Source organism: Pectobacterium sp. F1-1 (genome assembly GCF_025643735.1).
Classification (GTDB): domain Bacteria; phylum Pseudomonadota; class Gammaproteobacteria; order Enterobacterales; family Enterobacteriaceae; genus Pectobacterium; species Pectobacterium colocasium.
Genome location: NZ_CP104733.1, coordinates 955,313 through 971,937, shown reverse-complemented (window position 1 = coordinate 971,937; position 16,625 = coordinate 955,313). Strand labels below are relative to the sequence as shown.

Here is a 16,625-nt window from a genome sequence, read left to right as displayed (position 1 = left end):
TTACGGCTATCTAATGCGGTCACGCGACGGCCGTCGCCGTCACGCTTTCATCCTACCAGTCGGTATCCTGCAATGTTCCCTTCACGCCCTTCGCTAACAGCGACAGGTAGTGCTGCGTCACCGCATCGACAAAGACAGGATTCTTCGGTAAGTCCTCACCGAAAATCGCCGTCAGCGCCAGCAATGCCGCAACCCGACTTTCCCCTTCCGGGCTACGTTGCACCGTTTCAGCGATCAAGTCTTTCAACGGATCGCTGATCTCAATCGGTTTTCCTTGTTCATCCACGCCGCCGACATAGCGCATCCACCCTGCCACGCCGAGTACCAGTGCATCAAAACGGCTGCCGCGCGCCAGATGCCAACGGATCGAATCCAGCATCCGCTGCGGCAGTTTCTGCGAGCCGTCCATCGCAATCTGCCAGGTACGGTGCTTTAACGCCCGATTGCGATAGCGATCCAGTAGCGCATCTGCATAGGCGGCGAGATCGACTCCCTGTGTACGCAGCGTTGGCGCTTGTTCATTCAGCATCAGATGGTGCGCCGCCGCAACCAGGTCGCCGTCCTGCATGCACTCGCTGATATGCTGATAGCCCGCAAGGTAGCCCAGATACGCCAGAAACGAGTGGCTGCCGTTCAGCATCCGTAGCTTCATTTCCTCAAACGGAAGGACATCCTGTACCAATTCCGCACCGGCTTTTTCCCACGCGGGACGACCGTTGACAAAGTTGTCTTCAATCACCCACTGGAAAAACGGCTCGCAGGCAATACCCGCCGGATCGGCGACACCCAGCTGTCCCTGAATCGTCTCCAGCGTTTCCTCAGTGATAGCCGGAACAATCCGGTCCACCATCGTGGACGGAAAGGTGACGTGCTGTTCAATCCAGCGCGCCAGTTCGACATCCTGCAACTCGGCCAGTTGCACGATCGCATTACGCGTGACGTGCCCATTTTCCGGCATATTGTCGCAGGACATCACGCTGAATGCCGGTAGCTGGCGTTCCCGTCTGCGTTTGATGGCAGCCAGAATCACACCGGGCAGGGAGCGTGGCTCTGCGGGTAACCCCAGATCGTGGCAAATCAGCGGATGTTCAGTATTCAACTGCCCCGTCGCCGGATGGTGGCAATAGCCTTTCTCCGTGACGGTAATCGACACGATGGCGATATCCGGTGCGCTCAGCGCTTCCAGCACCGCGTCGATACCTTCGACTTCCGCATGCAGCGCGCGGGTCGCGACGCCGATGACCCGGCTATTCCAGCCGCTGTCCGCCATTTCGGACACCGACCACAGTAAATCCTGCTGGCGAATAGCCTCAATTTGCGGCTAGCCGCCAATCAGGTTGATTTCACAATAACCCCAGTCGCTGCCGTGCTCCGCCGCCAGCTTATCGGCACAGACCGCCTGATGCGCCCGGTGGAATGCGCCAAAGCCAATATGCGCAATACGTGTTTTTAGCAGGCGTCGGCCGTAACGCGGCACCACAACCTGCGGTTTAAGAGTAGAAAATTCGCTGATACTCATCGTTATCCCTGATAGGTGATTCAAAAAATACGTCTACGCCCTAAATGATTCGAGTTGCAGCAAGGTCACCTCATCTGCAACTCGAACAATGACAATCTGAACGTTATGCTGCGTCGTCTAATGCATCTAAATCGCGATCTTTCACTTCAGGCATACAGATAGCCGCGAATAAACCAATCACCGAATAAGCAATCAGCATCACGACAATCGGCCACCAGGAACCGGTCATGTTGCAGAAAATACCGGCTAAGACGGGGCCGAAACCAACGGCAACCAAACCACCCGTTTCTTTGGCAATCGCCATTTGCGTAAAGCGGCTGCGTCCACCGAACATTTCCGCCATGGTGATATTTTCCAGCGCAAATAAGCCCAGCACCGCGAAGTTATGAATAATGATGATGCTGACGATAATCACATTGACGCTATTTTCTTTATCAATAATAAGAGAGAGCATCGGGTAGGCTAACAATATCGCCGAAATATTCAGGATAATATAAGGTACGCGGCGACCGACTTTATCTGACAGCCAGCCTAATAATGGAATCGTAATAAATCCGATAATAGAACTAATCATTAACGCGTCAGTAGGAATATATTTCTCAAACAGCAGCGTTTGAACCAAATATCCGGCCAGGAAGGTCTGAATTAGCCCTGAGTTTCCCGCCTGACCGAAACGCAGCCCGGTAGCCAGCCAAAACGCTTTGCTTTTGAACATCGACAGGATCGATTTCTGCTCGCTTTGCTCAACCACCAACGCGGGGGATGGCTCTTCGGTACCGGATACGTCATTGCTGACTTTCTCAAAGACCGGGCTTTCTTTCAGGTTCATACGCAGCCAGATCGCGAATATCATCACGACGACGCTGGCCAGGAACGGTACACGCCAGCCCCACGCCAGTAATTCTTCTTTGGAGAGGGCAAAGAACATGAAGGCCCAGATAGCGGTGGCGCTAAGCGTACCGCAGTTGGTTCCCATCGCCACCAGTGAGGAAATAATCCCGCGTTTCCCCTTCGGCGCATATTCCGCCAGCATCGTTCCCGCACCGGAGATCTCCGCGCCCGCGCCTAACCCCTGCACGATGCGCAAGGTCACCAGCAATATCGGCGCGAAAATACCGATCTGCGCGTAGGTCGGCAGCACGCCGATTAACGTGGTACAGATACCCATCATGGTAATGGTAATAAAGAGCACTTTCTTTCTACCGATAGAGTCACCCATACGGCCGAAAATAAAAGCGCCGACGATACGTGCCACGTAGCCAGCACCATAAGTCCCCATTGCCAGAATCAGCGCCATCGCCGCCGATTGTTCAGGGAAGAAGATTTCATGGAACACCAGCGCCGCCCCGAGCGAATACAGCTGGAAATCCATAAATTCCAGTGCGGTGCCCAGCCAGCCGGACACCGCCGCTTTGACTAAGTCAGAGGTACTTCTTGCAGGCTTATTTTGTCCAGATGCTATTTTATGCGTATTCATATATATACTCTCGACGATTTGTAATTATGGTAGAGCACAGTAAATAAAATTACCGTTCATCATGGTGTCGCAATCCACTCCAGTCCGTTATTAGTGGTCTGGAGTGATTAAGAGAGAAATAATTACTTCAAAGGAATCATGATATTATTCTGTAGTCGATAACGTTTTTCCTTTTATATTATTCGGTGCCATTATTTATATCTGTCATGCTTCATTAAACGTCAGCAGGACTTTACAGCAGCGCTTTTGATCTTTTTCAAAGACCTCAATCGCCTGTACCACCTGCTGATAATCAAACCGATGCGTAATCAGTTTTGCCGGATCGATACGTTTCTCTTTCAGCCACGCAATCACGATAGGGAATTTGTTGGCATTCAACCGTGATGAGAAGATGGAAAGCTCTTTGCTGGTGATTCCCTGCTGGCTAACCTGACAAGGCTCGCTGGAAAAGCCCATGATGGCGATACGCGCCGCCGGAGAGGCAATCGTAATCGCTTCCTGCAAAATAGATGGATGGCAGGCGGCGTCAACAATCAGCGTAGGCTTGATATTCAACGCTTCCAGCTCGTCTTTTAATGACCGCGACGCGTTGTTAATGACCCTGTCTGCCCCGCTACGCAATGCCATATCCAGACGTTCAGGAATGCGATCGACGACGATGACTTCCTTCACGTTGAACACGCCTTTCAGTACCTGAACCGAGGTCAGCCCCATCGGCCCCGCGCCATAAATCAGAGCGACATCCTGCTCCGTCGGTTTCACCTGCGCGGTCACATTGGCGGAAATCGTGAAGGGCTCCACCATGACGGCGAACTCGTCAGGAATTTCATCGGGAATGACGTGTGCATTCTTCGCCGGTACGGCAGCATATTCGCTGAACCCGCCGTCACGATGTACACCCAGCACCACCAGTGAGGTACAGACGTTCGGCTTGCCGATGGAACACGGGTAGCAGTGGCCGCAGCTCACGACCGGATCGACCGAAACGCGTTCGCCCAGACGGGATGCCTCCACACCGTCACCGACTGCTTCAATCACGCCGAAGAATTCGTGCCCAATCACACGCGGGTACTTGGCAAAAGGGTTATGCCCGCGATAGATGTGGCTGTCCGAACCACAAATACCCGCCAGCTTCACCTTCACCCGAACTTCGCCTGCCGCGGGTTGCGGAATACCGCGTTCTTCAATCACCAACGCATTTGGCTGCTGTATCACAATGCTTTTCATGTTTTAGCCTCTTATTCCCCATTCCACCCTTACCAATTCCACTCTTACCAATTCCACAGCGTGCCGTCTTCCAGACGGGCAACCGGCAAATAAGCGGGGTCATAGGGATATTTGGCCGCCAGCTTTTCATCGAACTCGATGCCTAACCCCGGTTTTTCGCCTGGGTGCATGTAGCCGTTATCGAACGTCCAGCTATGTGGGAACACTTCCAGCATTTGCTCCGAATACCCCATGTATTCCTGTACGCCGAAATTTGGCACCCAGAGATCGAAGTGCAGCGCCGCCGCCATGCAGATAGGCGACAGATCCGACGGCCCATGAGAACCGGTGCGTACCTGATAGAGCGAGGCAAAATCGGCGATGCGACGCATGCCGGTAATCCCACCCGCATGGGTAATGGTCGTGCGAATGTAATCGATGAGCTGTTCTTCGATCAGTTGCTTGCAGTCCCAGATGCTGTTAAAGACTTCCCCCACCGCAATCGGCGTGACGGTGTGTTGGCGGATTAAACGGAAGCACTCCTGGTTTTCCGCAGGCGTCGGGTCTTCCATCCAGAAGAGGCGATAGTCTTCAATGCTTTTGCCAAAGCGCGCCGCTTCAATCGGCGTCAGGCGGTGGTGCATGTCGTGCAGCAGATGTTCATCAAAGCCAAACTTGTCGCGCACCGCTTCAAACAGCTTCGGCGTGAAATCGAGGTATTTCTCCGTCGACCACAGCTGCTCTTCCGGCCAGTTGCCTTTCGTCGCCGGCTCATACGCCAGCCCTTTGCCCTTCGCCATGCCGTAGGTGGTTTTCATACCCGGCACGCCGCACTGCACGCGAATCGCCTTGAAGCCCTGATCGCGATGCTTGGCGTAATCATCCAGCACTTCATCAATCGAGTGGCCCGTGGTGTGGCAATACACCATCACGCCCGTGCGCGATGCGCCACCCAGCAGTTGATAGAGCGGCATGTTGGCAGCTTTCGCTTTGATGTCCCACAGCGCCATATCGACCGCGGAAATGGCGGACATCGTTACCGGGCCACGGCGCCAGTACGCACCTTTGTAGAAATATTGCCAAATGTCTTCGATCTGGTGCGCATCGCGGCCGATAAGCTGCGGACACACATGATCTTTGAGGTAAGAGGCGACCGGCAGTTCACGCCCGTTGAGCGTCGCATCGCCGAGGCCAGTTAATCCGCTATCTGTCGTAATTTTCAGGGTGACAAAGTTCCGTCCCGGACAGGTGACAAATACTTCAGCGCTGACAATCTTCACGTTACTTATCCTTCTGTGCATGTAGCCATTCGTTTATGCCAACTACCATACAAGTATACTAATAACGATAATTTGAATCGCCTCACATTTATTCACATCTGCAACATTTATCTAAAATCACTGACTAGAGAGGAGAGGAACTGGAGTACGTAGAGGGGAGATAAATCCTTTTTCCACTCATCCAGCTTTGCGAAACGTCAGGTTAAAACGGCATTCGTCGGACATCCCTTCCGGCACGTTACCGCCTTTCAACGGCAGGATGCCGTGGAAATAGAGCCGCGATTCGCCACCCCAGACCACCACATCGCCGTGCGTCAGCGCCACACGCTGCGCTTTATCACTCCGCGCCCTGCCGCCAAACAGGAACGTCGCGCTGAGCCCCAGCGAGACGGATACAATCGGTTGGTGGAAATCCCGTTCGTTTTTATCCTGATGCAGAGACATACGTGTGCCGACGTCATAGCGGTTGATAAGGCAGGCATCCGGTTCAAAATCAGCAAAACCGGCTTCGCTCGCTGCCTGCTGCGCCAGTCGGGAAAAAACCTCCGGCATAGCAGGCCACGCTTCTCCGCTCCGCGGATCGTGTGAGGTGTAGCGATAGCCACGTTCATCCGTCACCCAACCGAGCGGCCCGCAGTTGCTCATCGCCACCGACATCACAAAACCACCCGGCGTCACCATCTTCCGCAGCGGCGCACGCGCGGTGACGGCTTTCAGCCCCGCAAGCAACGCCGGGGCGTCGTCACAGGCGCGACCACGCAGGATGACGGCACCCGGTGCCAGCGTTTCCGTCCAGCGACGCGGCGCCTCATCGGCAAATAAATCAAAATTCACGATAATGAATCCCCTTGCGGATGCGTGCCCTGTTCTTTCTTCAACTGTTCTTTCTTCAACTGTTCTTTCTTCAACAACGCACGTTTACGCACAACGCCCCAGCGATAGCCTGACAGCGCGCCGTCGTGTCGGACCACGCGATGACAGGGAATGGCAACCGCCAGCCGATTTGCCGCACAGGCACCCGCGACCGCACGCACGGCGGCAGGGGCGCCAATACGTTCAGCAACCTCACGATAGCTCAGCGTTTCTCCTGCGGGGATCGCCCGCAGCGCCTGCCAGACGCGCTGTTGGAATGCCGTACCGCGAATATCCAGCGGCAGCGTCAGCCCGATAGCCGGATCGTCGACAAATCCGACAACCTGCGCCATCCGTTGCTCAAACGCCGCATCGCCGCCAATCAGCTGTGCGTTAGCAAACATCTCCTGAAGCGCGTTGAGCAGCGATTCAGGATCGTCTCCCAGCAGGATCGCGCAGATGCCTTTCTCGCTTTCCGCCACCAGCACCTCGCCGAGTGAGCAGCAACCAACGGCAAAGTGGATCGTCATCCCTTTTCCTTTATTCTGAAACGCCGTCGGCGTCATTCCTAAATGCGCCCCCGCTGCGGCATAAAAGCGCCCGCTGGCGTCATAGCCCGCCGCGGTAATCGCTGCGGTGACCGCTCCCTTTTCTGCCAGTTGTTCACGTAGCTGCCGATGACGATGGGCGCTGGCATACTGTTTTGGCGTCAGGCCGGTGATGGTTTTGAACACGCGATGAAAATGGAACACGCTGATCCCCACGGCTTGAGCCAGCACCGCCAGCGTCGGCTGATTCGCTGACTGCTCAATTATCCGGCACGCGTGGGCAATCTGCTGCGCCTGCTGTTCCTGCCGCGAAAGCGTCCCCTGACGGCACCGTTTACACGGGCGAAACCCCGCCGCCTGCGCCTCATCGGCCGTCGCGAAAAACACCACATTTTCACGCCGAGGCTGGCGTGATGCACAGGAAGGCGTACAGTAAATCCCCGTCGTCTTCACCGCATAGATAAAGCAGCCGTCAGCCGCGTGATTGCGTGTCACCACCGCCTGCCAGCGCGAGTCAGCATCCTGAAACGGTGTATCGTTAAGCATCGTGTCGTTTTGCATCATATGCACCTCATTCCACCCACTCGTAGTGCGCTCCCCCCTCTTACTATTACTGAAAGGCAGCTCATGCGCTAACGCTAAACCGAAGCCACTTTACGCACACGTGCAACGCTTGCTTTTTCATTCGGATGTTCTGTTTCATACGAATAATCCTTTCCGCATGGCGCGCCATGCGGCAATCTCCTATGCTCGTCTTCCGCCTTTTGCATTCTCATCACGGAAACCGTTTATGCCATCCCATCCGCCGTCGGATTTCACACAGCAGGCCAAAACCCATCTCAGCGCCATCAATACACGCTGGGCCAGCCTGATCGAACAGATTGGCGACTGTCGCCATCAGACCGCGCCGCACCGGGAACCTTATGAGGCGCTGATGCGTGCCGTTGCCTACCAGCAGTTGACGACACGTGCCGGAGACGCGATGGTCGCGAAGCTCCTGCGGGTACATGGTGATGTCTTCCCCAGCCCGGAACAGATGCTGGCCTGCTCCACCGACACGCTGCGGCAATGTGGCTTTTCCGCCCGCAAAGCAGAGACGCTGCACGGCATTGCCCAGGGTGCGCTAAGCGGTCTGGTGCCTAGTCTCGAACAGGCCACAGAAATGGATGATGACACGCTCATTCAGCAGTTGACGTCGCTCAAGGGTATCGGGCGCTGGACGGTAGAAATGTTTTTGATTTATTCGCTTGAACGCACCGACATCATGCCGCTCGACGATCTCGGTATTCGTAAGGGGTTACGCTACGCTTACGATTTGCCGGAGATGCCGAAACCGCGCGAGTTGCAGGCACTCAGCCTGCCATGTCGGCCTTATCGCACGGTGGCGTCGTGGTATTTATGGCGTTCGCTTGAATTACCGGCGTATCAGAGCTTTAAACTGACACACCGGTAACGCACGAATTAACGCAAATGAATTAGCGCAGACGGGAGTTGGCCGACACAGGACGAACATGGCGACGGCGGTTCACAATGCGTTCCCGCAACGTATCGTAGGCCCAGTTATACACCACGGTGTACGGCAGGAAGAACAGGAAGAAGCCGATCTCCACCATCAGCGCCTGCCATAGCGTGACGTTCAGCATCCACGCCGCCAGCGGCAAACCAATCAGGATAAAACCGCCTTCAAACCCCAGCGCGTGAGCGATACGGATCGGCAACCGACGCTTAACGCGATCCACTGGCCATAGGCGATCGAATATCGTGTTGTAGATCATATTCCAGATCATCGCGACGCTGGACAGCATGATGGCCAGCGCGCCCATATCGAAGAGCGGCTTATTCAGCAGCCAGGCACCCGCTGGCGCACAGATCGTCAACGCGATCAGCTCAAAGCCCACGGCATGGTACACACGCTCACGTAAGGTTTTACTGGTTTTGTTCTGCATAGCACATTCACTTTTATTTATTGCGAGTAACGGGTCAATTTTCGCCATGACCATGGATGGCATCGTATTACGGCCTTATTTTCATCGCATAAGGTGGTAGAGTACAGTTAGATTCCATCGATAAAATCGATATAATTATATTGTCCTGAAACTCGAATTAGTTAGGGTATAGATAACAATGCGATATTCACCGGAATCCCTGCTGGCTTTTGTAACCACCGTCGATGCGGGTTCGTTTTCCGCCGCCGCCCGGCGATTGCATAAAAGTCAGTCCACTATCAGCGCGGCCATCGCCAATCTGGAAGCCGATCTGGGGCTGACGCTGTTTGATCGATCCGGCCACCAACCTGTGCTCACGCTGGCGGGCAGAAAAGTCCTTTCTCACGTACAGGCAATCTTATCCGCCAGTGAGGAACTGGATGAACTGGCGATCCGTTTGGCCGATCATATCGAACCTCGTCTGACATTTGTGCTGTCGGACATCTGGCAAGCTACCCACTACGAGCCTGTCCTCCAGCGTTTCGCTCATCATTTTCCCGATATTGAATTTGAATGCCTGATTGCGGAAGGTGATGACGTGATTGATCTGCTGCAAATGAATCGGGCGCATGTCGGGCTACTGCGTGCTCAAACGGACTACCCGCCCGATGTGGCGGCCGCGCGTTTACAGGTAAAGACCGAAATGGCCATTTTGTGTCGGCAGCCCACCCGCTAGCAACGGAAAAAAGCGTAACACGCAGCCAGTTGGCGACCGTCCGCCAGCTCTATCTCAATACCTATAAACGCAGCGATCGGCTGCAACCGGAAGGGATCGTCTGGTCTGCGCCGTCCTACCTGATGCTGTTAGAAATGGCGCAACAGGGGCACGGCTGGAGCATCCTGCCACGCTGGCTGGTGGCGCAATACGATCGGAAAAAGCTGGTGGAGTTGCCTGTGGCGGGCTGGCCGCAGTGGATTGACGTGGACGTTGTCTGGTCCAAACCCCATCCCCCCGGTCCGGCAGGGCTGTGGATGATCGACAATCTCCTTGCCCAACAAGAGAGTACGCCGCCATAACTCCGTCACTGCATTGGAAAAACCACATCCGTCATCACATCGGCCACCGCTCCGTGGCTTTTGTGATCGGCATGTTTTTTCATGAAGCGATAAAAAACCAATAACGGTTTCTTTATATCGCCAATGAATAACATTAAAGATTAAATGGTTATTGTTTTTAATTTCACCATTTACTTTACTTAATTAAGCCAATTAAAAGAGAAATATTTTCACGCTAAACCATGCGCATTTTCCTGTGTTTTCTGCACACGGAAACCCGAGCCGCGTGGCGGTTTCGCACGTCTGTCACAGAAAAAATAATGCACGACATCATTATTATTGTGATGTACCAAAGTGGTACTTCCCGACAAAAAACCATACTATTATAGCGATTACTACTTTTGTATTCGAGACATCCCTGTAGTGCTGCGGTAATACGCCTTAATAATAAGATGCTGAATCCTATAAGGTGAAAAATTTACTAATTAATGCAATTGCAAGTGAGAAAAAAATGTCGAATAAACCCTTCTATTACCAAGATCCTTTTCCACTCAGTAAAGATGACACCGAATATCGCCTGCTGAGCAGCGATTTTGTCTCTGTCGCCCAGTTTGAAGGTCAGGACATCCTGAAGATCGATCCAGCGGCACTGACGCTTCTGGCTCAGCAAGCCTTCCACGATGCCTCTTTCATGCTCCGCCCCGCTCACCAGCAGCAAGTTGCCGATATTCTTAGCGATCCGGAAGCCAGCGAAAACGACAAATACGTTGCCCTGCAATTCCTGCGCAACTCAGAAATTTCCGCCAAGGGCATCCTGCCGACCTGTCAGGATACCGGTACGGCGATCATCGTCGGCAAAAAAGGCCAGAACGTCTGGACCGGCGGTAACGACGCCGAGGCGCTGTCCAAAGGCGTGTACAACACGTTCGTTGAAGACAACCTGCGTTACTCGCAGAACGCCGCGCTGGATATGTACAAAGAGGTCAACACCGGCACTAACCTGCCTGCGCAGATTGACCTCTACAGCACCGAGGGCGAGGACTATAAATTCCTGTTCGTCACCAAAGGCGGCGGTTCCGCTAACAAAACCTATCTGTATCAGGAAACCAAAGCGCTGCTGACGCCGGGTAAACTGAAAAGTTTCCTGATCGAGAAAATGCGTTCACTGGGCACCGCGGCCTGTCCGCCGTACCACATCGCGTTTGTCATTGGCGGCACCTCGGCAGAAACCACGCTGAAAACCGTTAAGCTGGCGTCAACCAAGTACTACGACGAACTGCCGACCGAAGGCAATGAACATGGTCAGGCGTTTCGTGATGTCGCGCTGGAACAGGAAATTCTGGAAGCCGCGCGCGATCTGGGTCTGGGCGCGCAGTTCGGCGGTAAATATTTTGCGCACGACGTGCGGATTATCCGTCTGCCGCGCCACGGCGCCTCTTGCCCTGTTGGTATGGGCGTGTCCTGCTCGGCTGACCGTAACATCAAAGGCAAGATTAACCGCAAGGGCGTCTGGCTGGAGCAGTTAGAGCAGAATCCAGGTAAATATATCCCTGAGCACCTGCGTGAAACGGGCGAAGGCGATGCGGTTAAAATCGACCTGAATCGCCCGATGGCCGAGATCCTGAAGACGCTGTCGCAGTACCCGGTATCCACCCGTCTTTCCCTGACTGGCACCATCATCGTCGGTCGTGATATTGCTCACGCCAAGCTGAAAGAACGTCTGGATAACGGCGAAGGCCTGCCGCAGTACATCAAAGATCACCCGATTTACTACGCGGGGCCGGCGAAAACGCCAGAAGGTTATCCGTCCGGTTCGTTAGGCCCAACCACCGCTGGCCGCATGGATTCCTACGTCGATTTACTGCAAGCCAACGGCGGCAGCATGATCATGCTGGCGAAAGGCAACCGCAGCCAGCAAGTAACCGACGCGTGCCATAAACATGGCGGCTTCTACCTCGGCAGCATTGGCGGCCCGGCAGCGATTCTGGCGCAGAACAGCATCAAGAGCCTGACCTGCGTGGAATACCCAGAGCTGGGAATGGAAGCCATCTGGAAAATCGAAGTTGAAGATTTCCCAGCCTTTATTCTGGTCGATGATAAAGGCAACGATTTCTTCCAGGTGATCCAGAGCGCCAAGTGTGTGAAATGCGGTTAACTCACTCTTACTGTGATTAGAGGTTAGGAGATATTTCGTGTGCCAACGCCTCGATTTTCGGGGCGCGTTCAGACCGTTGACAAACCTATTCGCCGAATGAAAACGGGAGTAACGGAATAGAAGAGTAAAGCGTTTGCGCCAGGGATGGCGCAATCCGAGCTTACATGGACGTACTTGCAGCGTCTTTACGATCTATCCGTTACCCCGCTCTGCGGGCTTTGTCAGCAACCTCAGCGCCCCGATTTTCGGGGCGTTTATTTATTTGATGCCCAATCGCTTTGCCAGCCGATGCAGGTTGCCGCTGTCTAGTTCAAGTTCCCTTGCGCAGGATGACCAGTTGCCCTCATGACGTGCCAGCGTTTGTTGGATGATCCGACGCTGATAGTCGTCCGTTGCCTCTCGCAAACCGCCGCTGATGAAATAATCCGGTACGCTGTCGGTAGCACTCGGTGCCCCTGCAGGGGTATGAACGGGCTGGACGGAAAGTTCAAGATTGAAATGCTCAGGGCCTAACAGCACCTCACCCGATTCCTGTCCCGCTCTTGCCAGCACGGTAGCACGGTAAATGGCGTGTTCCAGCTCGCGCACATTCCCAGGCCAGTCGTACTGTTCCAACAGCGCGCCCGCGTCTGCCGTCAACGCCAGCCGCGCCAGCCCCAGCTGCGCACGGCTGCGCTCGCAGAAGAATCCCGCCAGCAGCGCCACATCCTGACGACGCTCGCGCAGCGGCGGTACGGATAGCGGGAACACGCTCAGACGGTGGAACAAGTCAGCACGAAAAGCGCCATCCAGCACCGCCTGCCGCAAGTCACGGTTAGTCGCCGCCAGCACGCGCACGTTCACTTTCAGGCTGCTGTCATCGCCCACGCGCTGGAGATCGCCATACTGCAATACGCGCAGCAGCTTCGCCTGTAGCGTCAGCGACAGCTCGCCAATCTCATCCAGAAACAGCGTGCCGTTATCCGCCATTTCAAACTTGCCAGTGCGATGATGGATCGCTCCGGTAAACGCGCCCTTAACATGACCAAACAGCTCACTCTCCGCCACCGATTCCGGTAGCGCGGCGCAGTTCAGGTATACCAGAGGATGCGCTGCCCGGCAGGAACCGCGATGAATCGCCCGCGCCACCAGCTCTTTACCGACGCCGGTTTCCCCCATAATCAGCACGTTCAGATCTGAGCCTGCGACGATATCGACCTCTTTCTTCAGCCGCTGCATCGGTTCCGACAGCCCTACCATTTCCTCCACGCTTTCCGCTGCCGGACTTTCGGCACGCACCGGCGCGGGCAACTGTCGCTCAAGACGTTCCATCAACAGCGCATTGCTCAGCGCCGCCGCCGCCATCGCCCCCACCAGCCGCAGTTCTTCATCGCTAAAATGGTCGAACTGACAGGGATCCATGCCGTCCACAGTCAGCGCACCGATCAGATTCTGATTAGCAAACAGCGGCAAGCCGACGCAAGCATGCACCTTAAGATCTTCCTGACTGGGGATCAGGCCGTCATAGGGATCGGGAAGCTGGCTATCTGCCGGAAAGCGCACCACATCGCCCGCACGGGCAATGGCCTCAAGACGGGGATGATCGGACAGGCGAAAGCGTCGCCCCAGCACGTCCGGCGCCAGACCGTCGATCGCCAACGGGCGAAACAGCTGATTTTCATAACGCAGCAGCGCCGAGGCATCACAGCGCAACAGCTGGCGCAGGCTGTTAATCAAGCGCTGAAAACGATCCTGATTCGATAGCCCCATTTGCAACTCGATAGCGATACGGGCAAGAGCATTAATGGAGAGTGTCATGGTGTGTCCTAATGACAGAACCTGTGTCATTAAGACAATAGATAAATCATGTCATTTTGACAATATCTATTTATTAAATTGTTATAAATCAATATATTAAAAATTGGCACATTTTCTGCAATCTCTACAGCATATTTCCGTATACGACTATTGAGGTTTCAGAACATGGCAATTCACGTTAAGAACAATATCCACTGGGTTGGACAACGCGACTGGGAAGTGCGTGATTTTCACGGCACAGAGTACAAAACGCTGCAAGGCAGCAGCTACAACAGTTACCTGATCCGCGAAGAAAAAACCGTGCTGATCGATACCGTCGATCACAAATTCAGCCGCGATTTTGTGCAAAACCTGATGGCGGAAGTGGATCTGAACACGATTGACTACATCGTGATCAACCACGCCGAAGAGGACCACGCCGGCGCGCTGAGCGAACTGATGGCACGTATTCCCAACACACCGATCTACTGTACCCACAACGCGATCGATTCCATCACCGGTCATCATCATCACCCTGAGTGGCATTTCCATACGGTCAAAACTGGCGACACGCTGGATATCGGTAACGGCAAGCAGTTGATCTTTATCGAAACGCCGATGCTGCACTGGCCGGACAGTATGATGACCTATATGACCGAGGACGCCGTACTGTTCAGTAACGATGCGTTCGGTCAGCACTATTGCGATGAACACCTGTTTAATGACGAAGTCGATCAGACTGAATTGTTCGAGCAGTGCCAACGCTATTTCGCCAATATTCTGACGCCGTTCAGCCGCTTAGTCACCGCTAAGATCCACGAAGTGCTGGGTTTCAACCTCCCGCTGTCGATGGTGGCGACCTCATACGGCGTGGTCTGGCGTGACGATCCTGCCCAGATCATCCACCTGTATCTGAAATGGGCGGACAGCTATCAGGAAGATCGCATCACGCTGTTTTACGACACCATGTCCAATAACACCCGCATGATGGCCGACGCCATTGCACAAGGCATCAACGATGTTGACCCCGGCGTCGCGGTGAAAATCTATAACGTCGCCCGCCACGATAAGAACGAAATCCTGACGCAGGTCTTCCGCTCGAAAGGTGTATTAGTCGGTTCGTCCACCATGAATAACGTGATGATGCCGAAGGTTGCCGCCATGCTGGAAGAGATCACCGGCCTGCGTTTCCAAAACAAGAAAGCCTCGGCGTTCGGCAGCTACGGCTGGAACGGCGGTGCGGTAGATCGCATTCAAACCCGTCTGATGGATGCCGGTTTTGAAACCACGCTGGCGCTGAAAACCAAGTGGCGTCCTGACGGTTCCGCACTGGAAATTTGCCGCGAACACGGCCGCGAAATCGCTCGTCAGTGGGCGCTGCATCCATTGGATGATACGCCTGCCCGTCGCGTCATTTCCCCCGTAAAACAGGTCGCCGCGCCACAACCGGTGAACACGCCAACGGAGAGCGCCTGTGGTTGCAGTGAAGTCGCAGCGGTGCAGTCAGAAAGCGGCTGTATGCAGTGCAGCGTCTGCCAGTGGATTTACGATCCGACACTGGGCGAGCCGATGCAGGATGTTACACCTGGCACCCAGTGGTCGGACGTATCAGACAGCTTCCTGTGCCCGGAATGCGGGCTGGGTAAAGACGTTTTCAATCCGATTCGCTAAGGAGAGGACGATGAAAGATATCGTGATTATTGGCGCGGGCTTCGCCGCCCGCCAGCTCATCCGGCAGCTACGCAAGCTGGATGCGCACTGCCCCATCCGCCTGATCACCGCCGACAGCGGCGATGAGTACAACAAACCGGATTTAAGCCATGTGATGAGCCTGCAACAGCACGCCGACGATCTGACCAAGCTGCAGGCCACCGCGTTTGCCGAAGAAAACCGCATTACGCTGCTGGCCAATACGCGTGTCACCGCCATTGATCGCCATACGCAACAGGTCGTCTGTGGTACGGAGCGTTACGATTACCATAAGCTGGTGTTCGCAACGGGAGCGAGCGCCATCGTGCCGCCAATTCTGGGACGTGAACATATGATGACGCTCAATAGCCAGCAAGAATACCGCACCCATGAACGTCGCCTCTGGCAAGCCAAGCACGTACTGGTGCTCGGAGCCGGACTCATCGGCACCGAATTGGCGATGGATTTGGGTCGCGCGGGAAAACAAGTCACACTGGTTGACCGCGCCAGCCACATTCTGCCGACATTGATACCGCCTGAAGTCAGCGCGCGCCTGCACTTTACGCTGACGCAACAAGGGGTTTCACTGCTGCTGAACACGACCCTGCAACAGTTGGAGAAAACCGAAACCGGCGTGCTGGCCACCTTTACCGATGGCCGAACTGTCGAGGTGGACGAAATCATCTCCGCTATCGGTTTGCAGGCCAACACATTGCTGGCGAAAGCAGCGGGGTTAACGGTGCAGAAAGGCATTCAGACTAATGCGCAGTTACAGACCACCGATCCGCAGATTTATGCGCTGGGCGACTGCGCGGAAATTGGCGGTAAGCTCCTGCCCTTCCTGCAACCCATTCAGCTCAGTGCCATGACGCTGGCGAAGAACCTGCTGGGTGCCAGCGAGTCCCTGACACTGCCGCCGATGCTGGTGAAAATCAAGACGCCGCTGTTTCCTTTACAGATGGCGGGTGATACCACGCGTGGCGACTTGCACTGGCAGCAGGAATGGAACGATCAGGGGATGGTAGCGAAAGCGCTGGATAGTCAGCAGATGTTACGTGCCTTTGTGGTCGGCGGTGAACGGATGAAAGAGGCATTTCCACTGCTGCGACAGCTTTCCACCGTGAGTTCAACCACGGCCTGAC

At 54.7% G+C, this 16,625-nt stretch carries 11 protein-coding genes and 2 pseudogenes; 5 read left to right on the top strand and 8 right to left on the bottom strand.

What is annotated here, in order from left to right:
• Positions 1–52: 52 nt before the first annotated feature.
• The 6 genes and pseudogenes from NAL19_RS04240 to ada form a co-directional block, all read right to left on the bottom strand.
• Positions 53–1,519 (bottom strand): annotated as a pseudogene (locus NAL19_RS04240) (mannitol dehydrogenase family protein).
• A gap of 103 nt (positions 1,520–1,622) precedes the next feature.
• Positions 1,623–2,996: an MFS transporter gene (locus NAL19_RS04235; protein WP_263058846.1), complete on the bottom strand. Its 1,374-nt coding sequence runs from the start codon at positions 2,994–2,996 to the stop codon at positions 1,623–1,625.
• A 204-nt stretch (positions 2,997–3,200) separates the two neighbouring features.
• Positions 3,201–4,223, bottom strand: coding sequence for a Zn-dependent oxidoreductase (locus tag NAL19_RS04230; protein WP_263058845.1), 1,023 nt, complete (start codon positions 4,221–4,223; stop codon positions 3,201–3,203).
• A gap of 44 nt (positions 4,224–4,267) precedes the next feature.
• On the bottom strand, positions 4,268–5,482 hold the full coding sequence (gene manD / locus NAL19_RS04225; protein ID WP_180743348.1) for a D-mannonate dehydratase ManD: 1,215 nt from the start codon (positions 5,480–5,482) through the stop codon (positions 4,268–4,270).
• Between the two features lie 177 nt (positions 5,483–5,659).
• Positions 5,660–6,316, bottom strand: coding sequence for a DNA oxidative demethylase AlkB (alkB, locus tag NAL19_RS04220; protein ID WP_263058844.1), 657 nt, complete (start codon positions 6,314–6,316; stop codon positions 5,660–5,662).
• Positions 6,313–7,443, bottom strand: a complete 1,131-nt coding sequence (ada, locus tag NAL19_RS04215; protein ID WP_263059657.1) for a bifunctional DNA-binding transcriptional regulator/O6-methylguanine-DNA methyltransferase Ada — start codon at positions 7,441–7,443, stop codon at positions 6,313–6,315. Before ada ends, alkB begins: the two co-directional genes overlap by 4 nt.
• A gap of 229 nt (positions 7,444–7,672) precedes the next feature.
• Between ada and NAL19_RS04210 the strand changes: the two genes are divergently transcribed.
• Positions 7,673–8,335, top strand: a complete 663-nt coding sequence (locus NAL19_RS04210) for a DNA-3-methyladenine glycosylase family protein (RefSeq protein ID WP_263058843.1) — start codon at positions 7,673–7,675, stop codon at positions 8,333–8,335.
• A gap of 22 nt (positions 8,336–8,357) precedes the next feature.
• Here the strand turns inward: NAL19_RS04210 and NAL19_RS04205 are convergent, their stop codons facing one another.
• Complete coding sequence (locus tag NAL19_RS04205) at positions 8,358–8,828, bottom strand: multidrug/biocide efflux PACE transporter (protein ID WP_263058842.1); 471 nt, start codon at positions 8,826–8,828, stop codon at positions 8,358–8,360.
• 178 nt (positions 8,829–9,006) lie between these two features.
• Here NAL19_RS04205 and NAL19_RS04200 point away from each other — a divergent pair.
• Positions 9,007–9,884, top strand: a pseudogene (locus NAL19_RS04200) (LysR family transcriptional regulator).
• A 490-nt stretch (positions 9,885–10,374) separates the two neighbouring features.
• On the top strand, positions 10,375–12,018 hold the full coding sequence (gene fumA / locus NAL19_RS04195) for a class I fumarate hydratase FumA (protein WP_039557015.1): 1,644 nt from the start codon (positions 10,375–10,377) through the stop codon (positions 12,016–12,018).
• 258 nt (positions 12,019–12,276) lie between these two features.
• On the opposite strand, the gene norR is transcribed toward fumA, so the two are convergent.
• On the bottom strand, positions 12,277–13,815 hold the full coding sequence (norR, locus tag NAL19_RS04190; RefSeq protein ID WP_263058841.1) for a nitric oxide reductase transcriptional regulator NorR: 1,539 nt from the start codon (positions 13,813–13,815) through the stop codon (positions 12,277–12,279).
• A gap of 165 nt (positions 13,816–13,980) precedes the next feature.
• Here norR and norV point away from each other — a divergent pair, with 165 nt between their 5' ends.
• The gene (norV, locus tag NAL19_RS04185) at positions 13,981–15,465 is read left to right on the top strand and encodes an anaerobic nitric oxide reductase flavorubredoxin (RefSeq protein ID WP_263058840.1); all 1,485 of its coding nucleotides are present in this window, start codon (positions 13,981–13,983) and stop codon (positions 15,463–15,465) included.
• Between the two features lie 10 nt (positions 15,466–15,475).
• Complete coding sequence (norW, locus tag NAL19_RS04180) at positions 15,476–16,624, top strand: NADH:flavorubredoxin reductase NorW (protein ID WP_263058839.1); 1,149 nt, start codon at positions 15,476–15,478, stop codon at positions 16,622–16,624.
• Position 16,625: the final 1 nt, after the last annotated feature.